Below are 20,765 nucleotides of genomic sequence, written 5' to 3' on the forward strand. Positions count from 1 at the left end.
CGTTAGCGCTCCGGGGAGAGACATGAAGCCGAACACGACCCTGTCACTTCGAAGCACTTGGCGGCTCCGGACCGTCGCAGCCGTGGCGGTCACCGCGATAGCGGCCCTCGGCCTTCCAGCCCAGGCCTGGGCTCTCGAGCCCGCACCGTCGGCTTCGCCAAAGGCTGCGGCCACGCCGGCACCCGGCCCGGTCCCGGCGGCGACATCGGCGCCGGCGCCGACAGGGACACCGACACCGGCGCCGGCGCCGACGCCGACGCAGGCGGGTACGGCCTCTGCCGGAGCCATCGACATGACGGCGCTCAACGCCGCCATCGGCGCAAACGGCGCCTACATGGGCCAGGGCCTGAAGACCCGGCTGGCCGGCTCCCCCCGGTCCGGTGCGTCTTCGGCTGTGGCCGAGTCCCTGCAGATCCAAAGCACCTGGCAGGCCCCCGGCGTTCAAGGCCTGGACGTGAGCGGCTACCAGCCGACCGTGAACTGGCCGGCGCAGTACTCCATGGGCGCCCGGTTCGCGTATGTGAAAGCTTCCGAAGGCCTCAGCTACCGCAGCCCTGCCTTTGCCGCCCAGTACTCCGGGTCCCTGAACGCTGGCCTCATCCGCGGCGCGTACCACTTCGCGCTTCCGTCCGTTTCCACCGGCGCGGCGCAGGCGGACTACTTCATCAACAGCGGCGGCGGCTGGAGTCCCGATGGAAAAACCATGCCGCCGCTGCTGGACATCGAGTACAACCCGTACAGCACGCTCGGCAACACCTGTTACAACATGAGTGCCGCCGCCATGGTCGGCTGGCTCCAGGATTTCTCCAACCGCATGCTGTCCCGGACCGGCCGCCTGCCGATGATCTACACCACCGCGGGCTGGTGGTCCCAGTGCACGGGCAACTCGGGCGCCTTCGGAAACCAGCCGCTTCACCTGGCGTCCTACTCGACATACATCGGCAATGTGCCCAACGGCTGGGGAACCTACAGCGTCTGGCAGTACAGCAGCACGGGCCCCTTCGCCGGCGACTCCAACGCCTGGAACGGCACCTTCGCCAATTTGCAGAAGTTCGCCTCCACTGCTGACGGCACGGTCCCGAAGCCTTCAATCATGTCAACCGGCGACGTCGTGGCCGCCGATGCCAGCGGCGCCCTGTGGGACTATCCGGCCAGCGGCACAGGCAGCTTTGGTACCCGGAAGCAGATCGGCCAGGGGTGGACGGGGCTCAGGTCGGTCAACGTGATCGACTGGAACGCCGACGGCGTCCTCGACGTGGTTGCTCAATGGACGTCCGGCCGGACCAACGTCTACCTCGGCATCGCTACCGGCGGCTTCGCGACTGGACCCGTGCTGGCAGCCTCGGGATGGGGAGGCTACCAGCTCACCATCGGGTACTGGCTGAGCAGCAGCTACTTCCCACAAATCCTCACCCGGGACGACGCCGGCAACCTCGTCCTGTGGCGCAACAGTTCCGGCGGAGGCGTCAGCGCGGGCAGCCAGATCAGCGGCGGCTGGAGCAATCTGAATCTGACCATGGTCGACTTTGACGGCGACGGGAACCAGGACATCCTCGCCCAGGACTCCGCCGGGACCATGCGCCAGTATCGCTCCAACGGCGCGGGATCTTTCATTGCCGAATCGCCCCGGACCGTCGGGACCGGTTGGAACCAGATGACCAGCGTGACGGTCACGTTCTCCTTCCAGGGCTACGCTGCAACCGGCATCATGGCCCGCACCCGTGACGGTTACCTTCACTACTACCCCGTTCCGGGGAACTCCAGCTGGGGCGCCTCCACAGTCATCGGTGCGGGGTGGGGCAGCTTCCTCATTGCCGGCGGCGAGAACATCAACATCACGGTCCCTTCCCCTTCTCCAAGCCCCACGCCAACGCCCACCCCGACACCCACCCCAACTCCGACGCCGACACCCACACCCACCCCGACGCCGACGCCGACGCCGACTGTCAACCCGTCAATCAAGGCCGCGTCCGACGTCGTAACGGCCTACGTTGACGGCAGTCTCTACCGGCGCCCGGCCGGCGCCGGGGCCCTTGGCTCTCCGGTCAAGATCGGAACGGGCTTCACGGGCATAGCTTCCGTGCATGTTGTGGACTGGAACGCAGACGGCATCCAGGACCTGGCGGTGCAGACCAACGCAGGCGCCCTGACTATCCGCACCGGCCTGTCCGCCGGAGGATTTTCGGCGCCCGCGGTTCTGCTCTCGGGATTGGCAGGCGCTGACGTCACGTTTGGACCCTGGCTGAAGGGCGCCAAGTATCCCGGCGTGATCGTCCGCCGGCCGGACGGCGTCGTGGCGTTTTACAGCAACGCCAGCGGCAGCGCGGTGGGAACCCCGACAATCCTGGGGACCACTTTTGCCCGCTCGGACATCACCATGCTGGACGCCGACGGCGACGGCAATCAGGACCTCACCGCCGTGGACAACATCGGCCGCGTGAGCCTGTTCCGCTCCAACGGCTCGGGCACATTCATCACTGAGAACCGCCCCCAGCTCGGCGCCGGGTGGTCTGTCATGAACAGCATCAGCCCCGCCCTTGGCTTCACAGGGACCGGCTCCACGGGCCTGCTCACCCGTGACACAACCGGCGCCCTCGGCTACTACCCGCTGGCCAAGGGCGTCCTGGGAACCAAACAGAGCCTGGGGACGGGATGGAACACCATCCTGATCGCAGGCAGCAACCCCATCATCCGCCAGCAGCCCCTCACCTCACCGTCCGACATCGTGCGGGTAGACCCCGCCGGCGTGTTGTGGGCACACCCGGCCAACGGAACCGGCGGCCTGAACACTCCGTACCCCATCGGCCCCGGCTGGTCCACCGCTAAGACCCTCCACGTTCTCGACTGGAACAAGGACGGTGTGCCGGACGTGCTGGCGCAGTGGTCCTCGGGGGCCCTCAGCGTCTACTTCGGCGCCAAGACCGGCGGCTTCACCGGCCCGGTAACACTGGCCAGCACCGGCTTCGCACAGACGACATTCGTCACCGGCCGGTGGGTGAAGGCGAGCAGCTATCCGGGACTCGTCGGCTATGGATCGGACGGCGCGCTGTACTACTGGGCCAATGTTTCCGGCGGGACGCTCAGCGCCCCCGTCAAAATCGGGGTGGGGTGGGCTGGTCTGAAAATTGCCATGACCGACTTCGACGGCGACGACAACCAGGATCTCCTTGCGGTCAATTCCCTGGGCGCCATGCGGCTTTACCGCTCCAACGGCCAGGGCGGCTTTATCTCCGAGACGCGGAAGACCGTTGGCTCATCGTGGCAGTACTTCAAGCAGTTTTCCAGCACGTCCGGCTTTGCCGGCGCAGGCTCCAAGGGTGTCATGGCACTCCTTTCGAACGGCCAGCTCGGCTACTACCCCATAGTCGCCGGAAGCACGTGGGGCACCCGCTCCACGGCCGGAACCATGCCGTCGTCGACCGTGGTTTCGATGGCGACCTCCGCCTACTAGCGAAGGCCCCGGCAGGGAGTCCCGATGAGGGAGGGCCCTGCTAGGGAAGGCCTCGTTGGAGAAGGCCTGTTGGGAAGGCAGAGCCGCGGGAGGTTTGCCGGTTCTGTACTGCGAGGCACATGTGAGCGGTCCACGTCGGTTCCCGACGTGGACCGCTCACATTCTTGCCGTTAGGGCAGGGCCTCAGGACACGGCGGAATCAGAGGCAGGCAGCAAGGCACGGATCGCCGCCTCCCAGATCCCGAGCTGTGATTCCGCCGCCAGCGGCCTGGCGGCGGAATCCGCCGCCCGCTTCCACTCCATGATTTGCTCCGGGTTCAGCGACTGGATCGTCCTGGCCAGCGCCGTCGGAGAGAAGTCCGGGGTGACCGTGCCGAAGCCGTACTGTTTCACGATTTCCACCATCGACGGTGAGGGTCCCACAATCACTCCCAGCCGGGCCTGGACCGCCTCGAAGAACTTGTTTGGCAAGGCGTTTTCCATATTGAAATTTGTCGGGGGAAGGAACACCAGCGAAACGTCATATCCGCTCAAGGTCTGAACGAGTTCGGCATAAGGCACCGGGTCGCGGAACTTCACCGCAGGCACGTCAGCCGCCGCCTGCTTCAGCTCGGCGACGTAGTCCGGCTCGTTGGGCATCACGATCATGTCCAGCTCAACCCCGGACGGCGCGCTGCGCATCGCCTCAATAAGGTTCTCCAGCTTCCGGTAGCGCTGCCCCGCGGCACTATGGATCAGCCTGATGGTCTCCCCGACCGGACGGGGTGCTCCCTCCGCGAAGGGCGCCGCGTTGGTGACCACGTCCGCCGCAACCCCGAAGTCCTTGGTGTACTGCGCCGCGATCCCTGGGGCGACCGTGGTGAGGGAGCGGGCCCGGGGCAGGTACGTGCGGCAGAGCCACCGCATGTACGGAGCGACGAACATACGCCACTTGGGGTCGTCGTCCTTTTCCTTCGGTGCAAACTCATGAAGATCTGAATGGACCCCGTACTTCGGTTCCAGCTCCAGGGCCAACGGCAGCGTGTTCAGGTCATTGGCAAGAATGACATCAACGGACAGCCCTGCCAGCAACTTCCGTGCCTCCTGGACCGCCGACATTTGGTCGTAGGCGCGCCGGTAGCGGTGCCCCAGCAGGCCGATCCGGTCCGAAGGCCAGCCGACGGCATCAGGCGAGAGGGCAAAATGCTCGTCCACGCCATCCGGGGCGGCCCCATAACCGCACGTGATGAGGTGGTACTTCCCGCTGAAAAGACCCACCTGCTTGAGCACGCGCGGGTCCGACCGGATCGGCGAGAAGGAAATGATGAGAAGTCGGGGCAAGGCAGTCATCCCTCCATCATTCCAGACCGCAAGGCCCACCCCTTCACGCCGGGCGAGGCTCCGCTGGCGCGGGGTGAAGCCTGCCGCTAAAAAATGGTCCGCAGAACGGGAATCCGCGCCGCCAGGACAGATATGGCAAAGCTTAGGGCCAGGGTTGCCGCATAGGCTGCTAAGGCCACCCCGATCGACCTGCCGTCAAAGACCGCCGGCACGTGCAGCCTGATGACCTCGAAGACCAGCAGGTGCACGAGGAACACGCCGAACGAAGCGCCGGAAAGGGTGACCAGCATCCGCCCGGTGGCAGGCTTTGGCCTGATTCTGCTGAACATCGATTTGGCGGACAGGAATACCGCCACGGACAACATCATGACGGTCAGCGAGAGATAGCTGACCGGTGACACCACGTTCAGCAATCCTGCCGGTCCGTGGTTTCCGTACTGCCACAGACAGAGTCCCGCCAGGCCAAGTGCGGCCACGATCGCGGCGAGCAGTGGCCCGCCGCTGAGAACAACGTCCCTCAGTGCGCGGCCGGCCACGAAATAGCCAACGTATGGGAGCCAGTAGGTGAAGATGTTCAGGCTGATCGGTCTGGCGAGGCCCAGCGACGCAACGATTTCTGGGGCCATGAAAGCCAGCGCGGTGGCGGCCAGCAGGACGGCAGCCAGGATCTGCGGCCGCCGCGGCCCCCCGTCCCTCAGGAATGCCGTGATGAGCGGAGCAACCAGGTAAAGGCCCAGGATCAGCCAAAGAAAATACAGCTGGGTGAAGACGGCGCCGTCAAACACCAGCTGGGCCACCCGGGCCGGTGCCAGGTCTTCACCGCGCATTAGCCAGCGGACTCCAACCAGATAGATCAAGTGCCACGCGATGAGGGCCGGCAACAGCCGGACCGCCCGCTTGCGGTAAAACGGTCCTGGCGCCAGGACGCGGTCCCGGGGTGCCAGCAGGAGTGCGCCGGAGATCATCACAAATACGGGCACGACCCAGATGAAGGGGATATCCAGGCCTGCCCCCAGCCACCAGTTGCGGGACCCGCGGCCGGAATGGCCCACCACGTACCCGAAGAGGTGGATCGCTACGACGCCACAAATACTGAGAATTCTCAGGATGTCCAGGGAATAGTCGCGCGGCGAGGCCACGGCCGCGTTATCCTCCCTGTGCGTCCCGAGAACCGTCACTCGGTCTCCTGCATCCGTTCCGAGAACAGGGTGGACGAGGCCTTCGGGGCGTCCTTGAGCCAGGGACGCGGGGTCTCGTCAATGGCGATCCGGCGGGAGAGCTGTGTCAGCGTTGTCTCCATGTGCCTGAAGCGCTGGTAGGTCGTGGCCATGAAGACCAAGAAGCTGACGATCAGCCCGTAGAGGACCAGATCCGTGCCGCGGCCAATGCCCAGGGAACGGGCGAGCATGGTCAGCAGCTCAGGAAAGAAGATAGACAACGCGGCCACGACCGCGAATATCACCAGCATGATCCGGCGGATGGCCAGATGCCGGGCATTCGAACCGCCCCGCATGAGCGCGAGGGAAACGATGACGACAGCCAGTACGAGGGCTATTTGGACTATGATCTGCAATTTCTCACCTAAACAGAAGGTCAGCGATGATGTTGACGGAGTTCAGCAAGGACTGGCCTTTTGCCTTGGAGTAATCGGTGTAGATGATTTCAACGGGGTGTTCCACCCAGTGCGGTTTGATCTCGGACACCTGGTGGATGAGCTCGGAGGCGTGCGCCATCCTGTTCTGGGTGAGGTGGATCTTGCGCGCAACCTCCGGCCCGATGGCCCGCAGTCCGTTGTGCGCGTCGGTCAGCGCCATTCCGGTTGCCAGCCGGGACTGGATCGCCGCGGTCCGCAGCACCAGACGCTTTGCGGGGGAAAGCTTCGTTCGTCCGTCCAGGAACCGTGAGCCCAGCACCAGGTCGGCTTCGCCGTTCCGCACGCGGTCGGCCATTGCCTTGGCATCCTCTACCCGGTGCTGCCCGTCGGCGTCGAACGTTACGATGCAGTCGAGTTCGGGATCCTGCAGCGCATACTCGAAACCCGTCTGGAGTGCCGCGCCCTGGCCCAGGTTGACCGGGTGCTGGACGACCACAGCGCCGGCCTGCCTGGCTACCTCCTGCGAGCCATCGCTGCTTCCGTCATCGACGCAAACGACGTTCGGAAAATCCTTGCGGAGTCCGTCGATTACCCCGCCCACGACGGAGGCCTCGTTGTACATAGGTATGACTATCCAGGTGCGACTCACCCGTCAAGTATTCCACAGCCGGCACCTTCGAACTGGGCGGGCCGGCCTTCCGCCTGCCCAAACGGCCGTGGCTTCCGGGCCCAGCAGGAGCCCCGGCAACACCCCGCGTAGTATGGGATGGATTCTTCCCCCGCCGTTTTGGAGCACTCCTTGAAACACCTGCGCCGCACAATGCGCGAGCTACTGCCCCTCCTGCCCGCCAACGCCAGGCGGTTCCTGGTGCTGTTTGGCGTGCTCTCGGCGGTTCTCGCGCTCCTGGACTCGGTGGCGCTGGGCGTTTTTGCACTGGTCCTGAACCAGATTCTCAAGGGCGGGACAATGACCCTGCCCGTTCTGGGAGTGGTCACCCAGGGGGCGAGCCTCGTGATTCTCGTCTTGTCGGCCATGGTCATGATCCTCAAATCAGTGCTCAACATCTGGCTCCAGTGGGTGTCCACCCGCAAGTTTGCCGACTATGAACTCGAGATTGGCTCCATTCTCTTCCAGAGCTACATCCGTGCACCCTGGACGGAGCGGATGAAGCGCTCCACCACCGAGCTTGTCCGGATGATCGACGTCGGGATCGCCAACACCGTCTCGGGGGTGCTCTTCCCCGCGGTAACGCTGCCGGCCCAGGCGCTGACCTTCGCTTCCGTCCTCGTGGTATTGGTCGCCGCCTCCTGGCAGACCGCTTTGTCCACGGTCATCTATCTCGGGATCATCGCGGCATTCCTGTATTTGTGGCTCTCCAAGAAGTCGTATGAGGCCGGAAAGGTGAACCGCGACGCCGCAATGCGCATGTCAACCCTGGTGGCCGAAATGCTCGCGGCCCTCAAGGAAATCACCCTCCGCGACAAGGCGGAAGAAGTAGGCGGCATCGTCCTGCACAGCCGGGAACGCGCCGCCCGGTCGCGGTCAAATATCAGGTTCATCAGCGCGGTCCCCAAGTTTATTATCGACATGGCCCTAATCGGCGGTTTCCTCCTGATTGGTGCGGTGGGCTACTCGATTGGCGGCATGGAAACAGCGATGTCATCGGTCGCGATCTTCGGCCTGGCCGGTTTCAAGCTGGTGCCGGCGCTCACCACCGTCCAAGGCCAGATGACCCTGATCCAGTCGACCCTTCCCTACACCGAGATCGTGATGCGCGATATCAAGGATGCGGCCGTTTTCAGGGAAAACGCCGAGAAGCTTGGCAAGACCCCCATCACCAGCGAGCCGAAAATGCTGGAACTGAAAGACGTTGAATTCACCTATCCGGGCGCTGAAGGTCCGGCGGTCACCAAGATCAACCTCCGGCTGCCCATCGGCTCGTCCGTGGGAATCGTGGGTCAATCGGGCGCCGGCAAGTCGACCCTCATCGATATCTTCCTGGGGCTGTTGACGCCGTCCAAGGGCACCATGACCCTCGACGGCGTGCCGCTTGAGGATGTGCTCGCCGATTGGCGCAAGCGTGTGGGCTATGTGCCCCAGGACGTGGCAATCTTCGATGGCACGGTCGCCCAGAATGTGGCCCTGAGCTGGGGCAGCGACATTGACGAGGACAAAGTCCGGAGTGCTCTGGAACGCGCCCAGCTCCTGGACACCATCAACACCCGCGCCGGCGGAATCAACGGCCGGGTGGGCGAGCGGGGTCTGGCGCTGTCAGGCGGGCAACGCCAGCGGCTGGGCATCGCCCGCGCCCTGTACATGGACCCCCTGGTCCTGGTGCTCGACGAGGCCACCAGCGCGCTGGACACTGCGACGGAAGCCGCCGTCGCGAACGCGATCAGCGAACTGCACGGCGAGATCACGGTGATCTCCGTGGCTCACCGTCTCTCCACGATCCGGCACAACGACCAGATCTGTTTCATGAAGGACGGCACCATCGTTTCGCAGGGCATCTTCGACGAGGTCATTCGCGTCAACCCTGACTTCGCCCAGCAGGCTGCCCTCGCGGGCCTCTACACCCCGAACGGATCGGGCGCCGAAGCCGAGGCCGGCCCCGCCGGCGGCTATGACGCCACCCGGCTGGCCGGCAGGAACGCGGCGTCCTAGCGCTGGTTATTTGCCGCCTGAACTAGCAATCCCGCGGTAGAGCGCGTCCAAACGCGCCACGTAGGACGCCGCGTCATAGCGTGGCAGCGCCCATGCCGCTCCCCCGAGCCGGTTGGCGGTGGCCAGCGGATCCTGGAGCGCGCCGGCAACCTGCTCTATCACCTGTTCCACGGAGCCTTCCAACACGGGCGGCGTCGTACCGTCGTCGGGCCTGGGCAGCCTCTGGCCAAGGGCCGCCATGGGCGCGCCCATGCAGAGCGCCTCAAATTCACTGGTGGCAAAGTTGTTCGTCGCCTGGCCAATTGTCAGGTGGGCGCGGGACACGAGCCGGTGGAATTCAGCCTGCGGCATCCGGTCGAGCAGTTCCACACCGGCGCCTGCCGCGGAGTGCGCCCCCGGCCCCCAGTTCAGCCCCAGCATGCGGATCCCGGGACCCAGGGCGGTGCGCAGGGCGCGCGCCAACCGCAATTGGTCCTCAACGCCTTTGTCCTCATCCCAGCGCGAGACGAAGAGGACCGAGGGCTCAGGTGCCGGATCCCAGGCCGGCAGTTCCGCGGCGTCAACGAGGGCCGGCAGGAACTCCGCGTCGGCACGGGCCGCGTGGGCGTTTTCGGCAGTGTCGTTGTTGGCGAAGAACACGTGGGCCGCGCCGTCGATGGCCCGTTGGATTTCGTCGTGGAAGGCCGGGTCCCGCCACTGTCTCCGGATGTCACTCCCGTGCAGCGTCAAGACGTAGGGCCGGCGCGGCATGCCTCGTTCGCGCAGCAGGCGTGCACTGGTTCCGTAATGGACGTGAACCACATCGGCCCGCAGCAGCTTCGCGGCCCGTCGCGCCACATAGGGAACAAACCTGGTCTTGGCAATGAACGGGTTCCGCGGGGCCGCGCTGAGGGGGCGGACCTGTTCGGGCGGCAGATAGTCCCAGGTGATCCCGGCCCGGCGCGCCGCGCGCACCATCGACCGGGCCACGAATGCACAGTCGTTGAACTGGAGAACCTTCGGTTCGTTACTCACGCGCTGACTCCGATCACTAGGCACGTGCCAGCGCCGCCACGTAGGCACGGTCGAAGAGCTCGCCGACGGCGTCGGGCGAGAACCGTGCGCGGATGGGATCCGCGATGACCTCGGCGGGGACGGTTTTGAATGCGGCGCTGGCGTCCAGGATCGCCCGTCCGAGCACCTCGGGAGCCGGGTCATTGACCAGGCGGCTGTTGGCGTCATTGGCGTAGTCGCTGAAACCACCCACCCGGGTGGCGACGACGGCGCGGCCCGCGGCCAGTGCCTCGGCGGCGGAGGTGAAGAAGTTTTCCTGGGCAGTAGGCAGGAAGAAGAGGTCTGCCTCGGAGAGGTATGCCGCCACTTCGGCGGGCTTGACGGACCCCACCAGCCGCACGCGTTCCGTCAGTGCGAGCGCGCCTGCCAGCTCCTGGCACTCCTCTCGAAGCGGCCCCTCGCCTACCCACGTCAGGCGGGCATCCGTGCCGCGGTCCCGCAGCCAGGCGATCGCTTCGATGGCCTCTTTGGGACGCTTGCGTGCAATCAGGCCGCCCACGGCCACCACCTGCAGAACCGGGCCGAACGTTGCGGCGGTCAGGTTGGCCGGTCCCTTGACGACGCACGGGATGGTCATCGCCGCACGCGGCCGGGCAAACTTCTGCATTTCGACGGCGAGTTGGCCGGTGACGCCGGTGACCACATGCGGCAGCCGGAGCACGGCCCGCAGTCCGGAGAGTTTGGCCCACAGAGGCGAGACGCTGCGGGGGTTGACCACGCCATTCCAATGCTCGGTATGGACCCACGCGGGGCCGCGACCGGTCACGGCGCGCGCGGCCCAGGCCGGAGCGGTGACGAGGATGCTTGAAAAGGCCATGGTGTGGATGACGTCGGCCCATGCCATTTCACGGTGCAGGGTCCCAAGGGCGCGCAGGAGAGTGCGCGGGTGGGCCGGGTCTGCCAGGATGCGGCGCACCGGCGTTCCGTCCCAGACGCCTGATTCAATCCCCGGCATCGGCAGCCCGCCGCCCAGCCGGACGTGGACCACCCGCACTTCGTGCCCGCGGCGTCGAATCGCCTCCACATGGTCTGCATTGAACGGCGCCTCGGCGGGGTTCTCATCGTGCGGGTACCACGTGGCGATGACGAGAATCTTCATGGGTTCCTTCTGTGGCGTGGACAGGCGCGCCGCGGTCACGGCGGTGGTTGCCGGGAATGTCCTCGGCGAATGGGCTTAGACGAGTGCCGATGCACTCATGAAGCGTAAGGGAGCTTCCGGGTGGAGGACATGGGGCAGGCTGCGCGGCATCCAGGTCCAGGGGCTGGTGAACCTCCGCCGCGCGGCGGCCAGCCCGGCCATGGTCCCGGCGTCCGCCTCCCCGCGCGCAACGGCGTCCAGAAGTTGCCGGTCGGCCAGGGACAGCGGCCGGGCGGCAAGCGGGGCCTTGAACAGCAACTGCCGCAACACCGCTGCCATCAAGGACGCGTCGGTGGCGTTCCAGGTTCCGGCCTGGGCACGCAGCATGACGTGCCCGAAGACGTGGACGCGGATGAGCTTGGTCACGAGCGCCTCACGGGAGCCGGGCTTCAACCCGGCAAACCAGTCGGTGGCCACCAAATCCGTGGCAAAGGCCAGATCCTCCGTCACGGGCCGCGGTGTCTGGGTGACCCGCAGTTGGGCATCGTCATGCACCAGGTAGCGCGGAAGGCCGCGCCCGTAGCTGATGCGGGCACCGGAGAACCACAGCTTCGCGGAGAATGACTGGTCCTCGCCCGTGGCGTAGTCAGTGGGAAATATCAGGCCGAGGCCGCGAACCAGCGACAGCCTCATCAGGCCCAGCGGTGCCGTGCGGTAACTCAGGCGGTCACGCACCGGGTCCAGCCCTGCCCTGCGGGTCGGACGGACCACCGGCGTGCGGATGGTGCCGCCGCCCGCATGCGCCATGGGGGCGATGAGGACGTCGGCCCGTTCATCCTCGGCGCTCTCGACCCAGCGGGCCAACGCGCCGGCCTCCACCGAATCGTCGCTTCCCATGATGGCAACCCAGGTTCCGGTAGCCCGGGAAATTCCATGGTTAAAGGGTCCGGCGGGGCTCTTGATCCCGTCGGTGTAATGCAGGAACCGAACCAGGGGCTGATGCTCGGCAGCCACGCGGGCGCGGATCGGCTCCACCTCGGTGTTGTGGCAGACGACGTTGATCCGGAGGCGCTGCTGTCCGTTCGGATGCGTAGGCAGTCCGCCCGCAACCAGGGAGGCTACCGCGCGTTCCACGGGCCGATCCGGCGTGTGCACAGCGATCACGACGTCGAGCAGCACGGAATCCTGGCTTTGGTTGTCCACCTAGTAAGGTTATCGCGGAACCCAGCCACCGCAGCCCGCCAAGGAGTACGTCGCCGTGAACCGGAGTATTGAAGTCATCATCCCGGTCCATGACCCGGCAAGGCCGGTGGCGCGCGGGATAGCATCCGTCACTGACCAGCGCACCGCACTGGCGGCACACGGCGTCGACCTGCACGTGACTGTGGTGCTGCACAACCTTGATGCGGATATCCTCTCCCAGCCCGGGTTCCCTTCCGGGCTTCCGGGTGTCACCTACGTGGCCCACTCCGACGGCGTGGCGTCACCGGCAGGCCCCCGCAACTACGCCCTGGGCCGCAGCAGTGCGACCTACGTGAGCTTCCTCGACTCCGACGACTACCTGGAGCCCGGTTCGCTGCTGGCCTGGTGGGAGTCGGCCGAGAAGCATGCTGCCGCGGCGGTGATCGCACCCTTGCGGACCCCGGCGGGCAACATCCTCGCGTCCCCACGAATTCGACCGTCAAAGCCCGAGATCCTCCACCCCCTCCGCGACGGGCTGGCCTACCGCAGCGTGCCGTACGGCCTATTGCGCCGGGAAAGCCTGCTCGCCCTGGGGTTCGGCTACACCGAGGGCATCCTGACCGGCGAAGACCTTGAACCCACACTGCGCTTGTGGTTCCGCTCCGGGGCCATCTGCTATCCGTACGGCGCGCCAGCCTACCGTCAGACGGACGACTCCGGGCCGGCCCGCGTAACTAGCTCAATCCGGCCGCTCAGGCAGGAGTTCGCGTGGCTGGAAAACCTGCTTGACACGGACTGGCTGCGGCAGGCGTCGACGCCGGAACGGCGTGCCGTCGCGCACAAGGTGCTGAGGGTGCACGGCATCGGGGCCCTGCTCAGGCGCGCTGACGCCCCCGACTCCCCCGGCCAGGCCCCGTTGTGGGATCCCGACGAGAGCCTGTACTGGCGCGACGTCTCCGACCGGGTCCTGGCTCTTGCCGGCGGTTCCATTCCGAGTATCAGCCGGCGCGACTCCGCACTCATCCGGGCCGCGGGCTCGGCCGGTGAACTTCAGCAGCTGCGCGTCCTGGTGGCGGACTACCGCGGCTCCGGACGCCGGGAGGCATTGCTCACTCCACGCCTGCAGGACTCCCTGTCCCGCGATTCGACGCTCCGCCACTACCTCAGCGAGAGGCTGCGGGCCAGAGCCGGCGTTTTCACAGCCCCGCCCGCTGCGCCCTAAGCGGGTAACCCGCACCGCCGCACCGCCTGCTGCCGCGGTTCCCGGGCGCAGGGCGACCCGCCCGGCTTGCTAGACTCGAGTCGGTAAATCGGACGAGCAGGAGCATTAATGAACTGGTGGCAGGCGTTTCCCGCTATCGCCGTGGCCGCACTCTTGATGTTCCTTCCCGGGTTCGTGCTGGCAAGGGCACTAGGCGCCAAGGGCTTCGCGTCCGCGGCGATGTCACCCCTGGCGTCCTGTGGACTCATCGGGCTCGCCGGCGTGGTGGGTGGACTGGTCCGGCTCGACTGGGGCCTCTTTAGTTACCTGCTGGTGACGGCAGTCTGCACCGGCCTGGCAATAGTGCTGCGGAGATTTGTCAAGGGACGGGTTGCCCCCGTCGCGCCCGCCTCGGTAGTTCCCGCCGTCCAATGGGTGGCAATCCTGGGCGGCCTGGTGGCCGGCTCCACCCTGATACTGAACCGCCTGCTGCCCGCCGTCGGCAAGCCCGGAAACTTCGCCCAGGTGTACGACAACATCTTTCACCTCAACGCGATCCGGTACATCCTCGAAACCGGTAACGCCTCGTCACTGACGTTGGGCCGGATGCTGAGCCCGGATGCCGGGATCGCCATCTACCCGTCCGTGTGGCACTCGCTGGCTGCCCTCGTTGCCCAGCTGACCAACAACAACGTCTTTGTCAGCGAGAACGCCGTGATCGTGGCGGTGAGCGCCCTCCTGTGGCCCTTCGCCTGCATCATGCTGGTCCGGGGCATCGTCGGTCCCCGCGTCCTGCCGCTGGTGGTGGCCGGCGTCCTGAGCGGCAGCTTCTGGATCTTCCCCTTCCAGTTGCTCCAGTGGGGCCCGCTCTACCCCAACACCCTGGCCTACAGCTTGCTGCCCCTGGCGGTGCTCGTCCTAGTGGGGCTGTTCAAAGTCGGGCGCGAAAGATTCCTGGACGATGTCAGCCTCTGGTCCTTCCTGATCATTGCGGTTGCGGCGTTGTTCCTTTCACAGCCCAACGGCGTCACAGCACTCCTGGCCTTCTCCGTCCCGCTAATTGCCGCCGCGTGGTTCACCCAGCTGCGCGCCCGCATCCGTGCCAAGGCCCGTGCCAGGTCAATCGCGCTCGTGGTGCTTTGGGGGTTGGCCTCGGCCGCCGCCTTCCTGGTCATCTGGCAGGCACTGCTCCTGAGCTATGACAACTGGAAACCGAGCCGGACGCTGTCGGACGCCGTCAACGACGTCGCTACGGGCAGCCTCCTTGGCGGCGGCGAGACGATGGTCGCCTCGGTGGCGGCCGTGCTGGGCATCATCACCATTCTTTGGCGCCGCAAAGGCGGGTGGATGATTGCCTGCGCGCTCATCGCGGCCGCCCTCTACATCGTTGCCGTCTATATGCATCAAGGCCGCTTCCGGCACTTCACGACCGGCAGTTGGTACCAGGATCCGTACCGACTCGCGGCTTTGGTGCCGTTGTTCATGATCGTCCTGGCCGGCGTCGGGGCGGACGGACTGGTGTCCGCGGTCCGGGGCTGGCTCCGGCGCATCACCGCAAAGCGCTCCTCCGGCCGGCGGCTCGGCCTCCCCGAGTTCCGCGGATCCGCGGGCCTTTATGCCGTTGCAGCAGCCGCGATCCTTGCGCTCGCGTTGTCCAATCTGGTCGACCGCTACCACGGCCCCGGCCTGGTAACCGTTTCCAACCAAATCCAAAAGTCGTATTCTTTTGCCCCGGGCTGGGTGGTCTCCGACGACGAGTTCGCGCTGATGTCCAGGCTCGATTCGACGGTTCCAAAGGACGCTGTAATCGGCGTCAATCCTTTCAACGGCGGTGCTTTGGCCTTCGCCATTTCGGGCCGCCACGTCACGCAATACCACCTATCCCCGGATCCCGACGCCGAACTCCGCAAGATCGCCAAGGACGTCACCACGGCGCAGCCCGGATCCGAGACGTGCAAGCTCGCGACTAAAGACCATGTGCGCTACATCCTCGATTTCGGCCAGTTCTATATGCTCAATTTCGCCGTGGCGGGTGCCTACCCGGCCTTCGTCAATGTGGTCACCACCCCCGGCGCGAAGGTCGAGCTGGTGGACCAGCAGGGCGCGGCCAAACTCTACAAAATCGATGCCTGCTGACCGTACCGGGCTCCGGTTATGACCTGTGCGCAGGATCACAGCGGCCATGGCGGGCCGCAGCTATCGCCTAAGCTGGGACCATGCGTATTCTCAGCGTCGTCGGCGCAAGACCACAGTTTGTAAAGCTCGCACCGATCGCGTCAGCCATCGCCGGCCGGGCGGAGCACCTCATCGCCCACACCGGCCAGCACTATGACGAACTCATGAGCGATGTCTTCTTCCGTGATCTGGGTATCCCGGCGCCGGACTTCAACCTCGGCGTGGGATCCGGCAAGCACGGCGCCCAAACAGGGGCCATGCTTGGAGGTCTCGAAGAGATCCTGGAAGAAGCCAAACCGGACTGCGTCCTGGTTTACGGTGACACCAATTCGACCCTGGCCGCTGCGATCGCCTCGGTCAAGATGCACATACCGCTGGCCCACCTTGAAGCGGGGCTGCGTTCCTTCAACCGGCGCATGCCCGAGGAACACAACCGCGTCCTGACCGACCACGCCGCGGACCTGTTGCTGGCCCCCACCCGCGTGGCCGTTGACCATCTGGCCAATGAGGGTCTCGCCGCCAAGACGGTCCTCGTCGGCGACGTCATGACCGACGTCCTGTACCAGGTGCGCGCATTGCTGGAGAGCCGGAAGGAGCCGCTCCCCCTCGACGTGGCCCCGCAGGGATACTACGTCAGCACCATCCACCGGCCGGACAACACGGACTCACCGGCCCGGCTCGGGTCCATTTTGGCGTCCCTGGCGTCCCTGGACCGTCCGGTCCTCCTGCTGGCCCATCCGCGACTGGTCAGTTTCGCCGAACGTCACGGGCTGAAGCTCGAGCAGGGAAGCATCCGGGTGTGCCCGCCGCTGGCTTATCCGCAGCTGGTCAACGCCGTGGTCAACAGTGCAGGCGTCATCACCGACTCGGGCGGGCTGCAGAAGGAAGCTTTCCTGCTGCGGGTTCCGTGCACCACCATCCGCCCCGAGACGGAGTGGGTCGAGACCCTCGAATCACGGTGGAACGTCCTCGTGAGCGAGGACCTCTCCATCCTGGCCGACACGGTGAAGCGGCCTGCCCCCGAGCCCACGGACGCAGCGCCCTACGGTGACGGACACGCCGCCGAGAAAATCGTGGACGCGCTGCTGAGCTTCAACGCGGAGTCCGACACAAAGTAGGGGCGCAGGCGCCTCTCAGGGGCGGTCAACGGGCGTACAGGCGTCCGTTGACCGCCCCTGCTGCTGTCCGGGGGCGCTTATCGGGAGGCTTCTGCCACCGTGGCTATGACAGCCGCCGCTGCCTGGCCTGCAGCTGCGAGGGAGGCGTGGTCCGCCACCCATTGCGCGCGGAGATCCCGGTCGGCGTCGTCGGTTTCGAGTGCGGCGATCATCGCAGCCGCCACGGCATCGGGGTCATGGTCCACGGCGTCGCCGAGTCCGTTGTCAGCGACCACCGCGGCCCCCTCGCCGGCGCCGGCAAATATCACCCGGGTCCCGCATCCCGCGGCCGCGTAGATCTTGGTCGGCTTGGCGAAGTCATAGCCCTGGCCGGGTTTGATGCTGACGAGTGCTGCCGCTGCTCCCCGCAGCCAGGCCGCAGCCTGCCGGGGCGGCACGACTCCGCCGAAAACCACGCTCCCGGGAGCAATCTCGGCCGCCAGCGCCCGCAGGGCCGGCTCGTCGGTGCCCTGCCCGAAAAAGCGGATCTCCGCGTCGGGATATTTCTGTTGCACGATCGGCAGCGCGCGGACAAAAACGTCGGCTCCCTGCCATTCCGAAATGGTTCCGGTGTAGGCGAAGTAGGGCCGGTCACTGACGGCGGTCTCGCCTTGCGGACTGAAGACTGAGGTGTCGACCCCGTTGGCCACCACCCGGAGCCGTTCAGCCGGGACGCCGAACTTCGCCACCTGCTCGGCGACGGCGTCGGAAATGGCGATCACGCAGGCGGCCCGCCGCAGCACGAAGCCTTCGACGCGCCGCATTATGCCGATGACGACGCCGGGGACGTCGGTTGCGGCCAGCGCTTCACTCCACACGTCCGCAGCGTAGTAGACGTATGGGCGGCGCCGTAGCCGGCTGCTGAGGGCCGCCATCAGCCCGGTGGTGGGCGGCGGCTCGGAGACGACGACATCCGCGCCCTGTACCAGCAGCCGGAAGAACGCCGGGATGTCGAAGCTCAGGTACTGGAAGTAGCCGCGGACGTTGCCGCCCGGGTCCCGCAGCACGGGCCAACGGCTGATCCTGTAGGGTACGGCGCCGGCCGAGGCTCCGCCGGGGGCGCGGGTGGTCACGACCTGAACCTCCGCGCCCGCGGCCACGAGCCCGTCTACCAGCGCCTGGAGACGAAAGGCGGCGGCCCCCACTTCGGGGGTGAAGAGCCGGGTGGCGACCGTGACCCTCAACCGGGGAAGGTCCGTCATGAGGCGGCGACTTTGACCATCTGCCCGGTGCGCGCGGACTCGAGCACGGCCTCGGCGACGGCAAGCGTGTCCAGGCCTTCGCGCATGGTCACGACGTCGTTCCGCAGTCCCAGGACTGCGTCACGGAAGGCCTCGTGCTCGGTGCGCAGCGGTTCTGGTTTGGCGATGGCAAGCCGGGTCATGTTGCCCTCGGAGACACCCCGGAAGGCTGCCATGGAATCCCACTCGGTGGCAACGGTGCCGTTTTCGAAGAACGTCAGGTCCGCGGTGACCGTGTCGGCCACGAAGGCGCCCTTTTCGCCGGTGACGATGGTCAGGCGCTCCTTCATGGGAGAGAGCCAGTTCACCAGGTGGTTGGTGATGACGCCGCTTTCCAGCTGCCCGGTCGCCGCAACCATGTCTTCATGCGGACGGCCGCTGCGCGTGGTGACGTGGGCAAAGATCGAATCGAAGCGGCTCTGGGCCAGCCATGCGGTCAGGTCGATATCGTGCGTGCCGAGGTCCTTGACGACACCGACGTCGGCGATGCGCGACGGGAAGGGACCCTGCCGGCGGGTGGCAATCTGGTAAACCTCGCCGAGTTCGCCCGCTTCAATCCGCTTCCGCAGGGACTGCAGGGCCGGATTGAAACGCTCGATGTGGCCCACGGCCCCGACGAGGTTCTTGGCGGCAAACGCATCCACGAGCCGCTGGCCTGCGGGGGCGCTTGCGGCAATCGGCTTCTCCACGAGGGTGTGGATGCCGGCTTCGGCCAGGGCCAGACCGACTTCCTCATGCATCCCCGTGGGGACGGCCGCGACCGCCATGTCCAGGCCCTGGGCGATCAGTTCCTCCACCGAGGACAGCACCGTCAGTCCACCGGCCACGCCGTGCGGATCGCCAAAGGCGTCCGCCACGGCCACCAGATCGACGCCGGGCAATTCGCGAAGGACCCGGGCGTGGTGCCGGCCCATCATCCCCAGCCCGATTAGGCCAACGCGCAGATTCGCCATCTCAGGCACCGGCCTTGGCCACGGCGTTGACAGCAGCCACGATCCGCTCGAGGTCGTCCTGGCTCAGGGACGGGTGAACCGGCAGGGAGAGCACTTCCTTGGCGGCCGTCTCCGTGTTGGGCAGGTCTTCCGTCCGGTTGAAGGACGGAAGCCTGTGGTTCGGGACCGGGTAGTACACACCGGTTCCGATGTTGTACTCCTCCCGCAGTGCCTTGGCCAGCCCGTCGCGGTCCTCGGGGACCCGGATGGTGTACTGGTGGTAGACGTGGCCGGCGCCCGCCTTGACCGCCGGGGTGCCGACGTTCTCGAGGTTGGCGTCGAGGAATGCGGCGTTCTGCTGCCGCTGCGCGGTCCAGCCGAGCACCTTGGTGAGCTGGACGCGGCCGATGGCGGCGTGCAGGTCGGTCATGCGGGCGTTGAAGCCGACGATTTCGTTCTGGTACTGCTTTTCCATGCCCTGGTTGCGCAGCAGCCGAAGCTTGTGCTCGACGTCGGCGTCCGACGTCGTTACCATGCCGCCCTCGCCGGAGGTCATGTTTTTCGTCGGGTACAGGCTGAACATGGCGAAGGTGCCGAAGCTGCCGACCTTTTTCCCGTTGAAGCTTGCACCGTGTGCTTGGGCTGCGTCCTCGTAGAGGTCGATGCCCCGCTCGGCGGCAAGCCGGCCGAGGCCCTCGACGTCGAAGGGGTGGCCGTACAGGTGGACCGGCATGATGCCCTTGGTCTTCTCCGTGACCAGCGACGCGACGTGAGCCGTGTCCAGGGTGTAGTGCTCCAGCTCGATGTCGGCGAAGACCGGAGTCGCACCGGTCAGTGCCACCGCGTTGCCGGTGGCGGCAAAGGTGAAGGACGGCACGATCACTTCGTCGCCGGGACCGACGCCGGCGGCGAGGAGACCCAGGTGGAGGCCGGAGGTGCCGGAGTTCACGGCGACGGCCGCGCGGCCGTCGACGAGCACCGAAGAGAACTCGGTTTCGAAGTCGGCTACCTGCTTGCCTTGGGCCAGCATTCCGGAGGCGAGTACGGCATCTACAGCCGCCCGCTCTTCATCGCCGATGATCGGCTTTGCTGCGGGGATAAAGTCCAGGCTCATGCGTTGTCCTCTGCCTCTTTCAGGAAGTTTTCTTCTTCAACATATTTGGCGCCGGTCTCGGGGCACACCCAGAACCCGTCCGCTTCGCGCAGCGGGAAGCCGGCCTTTCCGACCCAACCAAGCCGTTTGGCCGGCACCCCGGCCATCAGGGCGAAGGCGGGTACGTCCTTCGTGACGACGGCGCCCGCGGCGATGGTCGCCCAACGGCCGATCGTCACCGGCGCCACGCAGACCGCTCGAGCGCCGATGGACGCTCCGTCCTCGATGGTGACGCCCACCGGGGTCCAGTCGTGCGCGCTCTTCAATGACCCATCGGGACTGACCGAGCGGGGGTAGGTGTCATTCGTGAGGACCACCGCGGGTCCGATGAAGACGCCCTTTCCCAGCTTCGCGGGCTCGTAAACCAGCGCGTAGTTCTGGATCTTGGTGTTGTCGCCAATGTGGACGCCGGTGCCGACGTAGGCGCCGCGGCCGACGATGCAGTTCTCTCCGAGGATGGCGTCCTCGCGCACTTGGGCCAGATGCCAGATCTTGGTTCCGGCGCCCAGCACCGCGCGGTCCGAAACGTCGGCGCTCGGGGCAATGTTATTCATCGTGGATCT

At 66.2% G+C, this 20,765-nt stretch carries 16 protein-coding genes; 5 read left to right on the forward strand and 11 right to left on the reverse strand.

Features of this window, described 5'->3' with window-relative positions:
* Positions 1-22 precede the first annotated feature (22 nt).
* Positions 23-3,451, forward strand: coding sequence for a GH25 family lysozyme (locus C8D78_RS19800; RefSeq protein WP_244208261.1), 3,429 nt, complete (start codon positions 23-25; stop codon positions 3,449-3,451).
* Positions 3,452-3,634: 183 nt separating this feature from the next.
* Here C8D78_RS19800 and C8D78_RS04710 read toward each other — a convergent pair whose 3' ends face one another.
* The 4 genes from C8D78_RS04710 to C8D78_RS04725 all read right to left on the reverse strand — a co-directional run bounded on the left by C8D78_RS04710 (position 3,635) and on the right by C8D78_RS04725 (position 7,014).
* Complete coding sequence (locus C8D78_RS04710) at positions 3,635-4,780, reverse strand: glycosyltransferase family protein (protein ID WP_120950763.1); 1,146 nt, start codon at positions 4,778-4,780, stop codon at positions 3,635-3,637.
* Positions 4,781-4,857: 77 nt separating this feature from the next.
* Complete coding sequence (locus tag C8D78_RS04715) at positions 4,858-5,949, reverse strand: acyltransferase (RefSeq protein ID WP_167467856.1); 1,092 nt, start codon at positions 5,947-5,949, stop codon at positions 4,858-4,860.
* Entirely contained in the window at positions 5,946-6,344 is a 399-nt protein-coding gene (locus C8D78_RS04720) for a DUF2304 domain-containing protein (protein WP_120950765.1), read from the reverse strand. Before C8D78_RS04720 ends, C8D78_RS04715 begins: the two co-directional genes overlap by 4 nt.
* A gap of 4 nt (positions 6,345-6,348) precedes the next feature.
* On the reverse strand, positions 6,349-7,014 hold the full coding sequence (locus C8D78_RS04725; protein ID WP_244208262.1) for a glycosyltransferase family 2 protein: 666 nt from the start codon (positions 7,012-7,014) through the stop codon (positions 6,349-6,351).
* 150 nt (positions 7,015-7,164) lie between these two features.
* Between C8D78_RS04725 and C8D78_RS04730 the strand changes: the two genes are divergently transcribed.
* Positions 7,165-9,030, forward strand: coding sequence for an ABC transporter ATP-binding protein (locus C8D78_RS04730; RefSeq protein ID WP_120951698.1), 1,866 nt, complete (start codon positions 7,165-7,167; stop codon positions 9,028-9,030).
* A gap of 6 nt (positions 9,031-9,036) precedes the next feature.
* Here the strand turns inward: C8D78_RS04730 and C8D78_RS04735 are convergent, their stop codons facing one another.
* From C8D78_RS04735 to C8D78_RS04745, 3 genes are all read right to left on the reverse strand, one after another.
* Entirely contained in the window at positions 9,037-10,044 is a 1,008-nt protein-coding gene (locus tag C8D78_RS04735; RefSeq protein ID WP_208641878.1) for a glycosyltransferase, read from the reverse strand.
* Positions 10,045-10,060: 16 nt separating this feature from the next.
* Positions 10,061-11,182 carry a glycosyltransferase gene (locus C8D78_RS04740; RefSeq protein ID WP_120950767.1) on the reverse strand — a complete coding sequence of 374 codons (1,122 nt, stop codon included), beginning with the start codon at positions 11,180-11,182 and terminating at the stop codon, positions 10,061-10,063.
* Between the two features lie 75 nt (positions 11,183-11,257).
* Positions 11,258-12,364: a glycosyltransferase gene (locus tag C8D78_RS04745; RefSeq protein WP_120950768.1), complete on the reverse strand. Its 1,107-nt coding sequence runs from the start codon at positions 12,362-12,364 to the stop codon at positions 11,258-11,260.
* Between the two features lie 55 nt (positions 12,365-12,419).
* Here C8D78_RS04745 and C8D78_RS04750 point away from each other — a divergent pair, with 55 nt between their 5' ends.
* The 3 genes from C8D78_RS04750 (at position 12,420) to wecB (ending at position 16,837) form a co-directional block, all read left to right on the forward strand.
* Positions 12,420-13,565, forward strand: a complete 1,146-nt coding sequence (locus C8D78_RS04750; RefSeq protein WP_120950769.1) for a glycosyltransferase — start codon at positions 12,420-12,422, stop codon at positions 13,563-13,565.
* Positions 13,566-13,673: 108 nt separating this feature from the next.
* Entirely contained in the window at positions 13,674-15,680 is a 2,007-nt protein-coding gene (locus C8D78_RS04755; protein ID WP_120950770.1) for a DUF6541 family protein, read from the forward strand.
* 80 nt (positions 15,681-15,760) lie between these two features.
* On the forward strand, positions 15,761-16,837 hold the full coding sequence (wecB, locus tag C8D78_RS04760) for a non-hydrolyzing UDP-N-acetylglucosamine 2-epimerase (protein ID WP_120950771.1): 1,077 nt from the start codon (positions 15,761-15,763) through the stop codon (positions 16,835-16,837).
* 77 nt (positions 16,838-16,914) lie between these two features.
* Here the strand turns inward: wecB and C8D78_RS04765 are convergent, their stop codons facing one another.
* The 4 genes from C8D78_RS04765 to C8D78_RS04780 are packed head-to-tail and all read right to left on the reverse strand — an operon-like array spanning position 16,915 to position 20,756.
* Complete coding sequence (locus C8D78_RS04765) at positions 16,915-18,078, reverse strand: glycosyltransferase family 4 protein (protein ID WP_120950772.1); 1,164 nt, start codon at positions 18,076-18,078, stop codon at positions 16,915-16,917.
* Positions 18,075-19,070 (reverse strand): Gfo/Idh/MocA family protein, encoded by a 996-nt coding sequence (locus tag C8D78_RS04770; protein WP_120950773.1) that lies wholly within the window; start codon positions 19,068-19,070, stop codon positions 18,075-18,077. The genes C8D78_RS04765 and C8D78_RS04770 overlap by 4 nt, the downstream gene beginning before the upstream one ends.
* A gap of 1 nt (position 19,071) precedes the next feature.
* A complete protein-coding gene (locus tag C8D78_RS04775) occupies positions 19,072-20,163 on the reverse strand; it encodes a DegT/DnrJ/EryC1/StrS family aminotransferase (protein WP_120950774.1) in 1,092 nt (363 codons plus the stop codon).
* Positions 20,160-20,756: an acyltransferase gene (locus tag C8D78_RS04780; protein ID WP_120950775.1), complete on the reverse strand. Its 597-nt coding sequence runs from the start codon at positions 20,754-20,756 to the stop codon at positions 20,160-20,162. Before C8D78_RS04780 ends, C8D78_RS04775 begins: the two co-directional genes overlap by 4 nt.
* Positions 20,757-20,765: the final 9 nt, after the last annotated feature.

Origin of the sequence: Arthrobacter oryzae (genome assembly GCF_003634095.1) — a bacterium.
GTDB lineage: Bacteria > Actinomycetota > Actinomycetes > Actinomycetales > Micrococcaceae > Arthrobacter > Arthrobacter oryzae.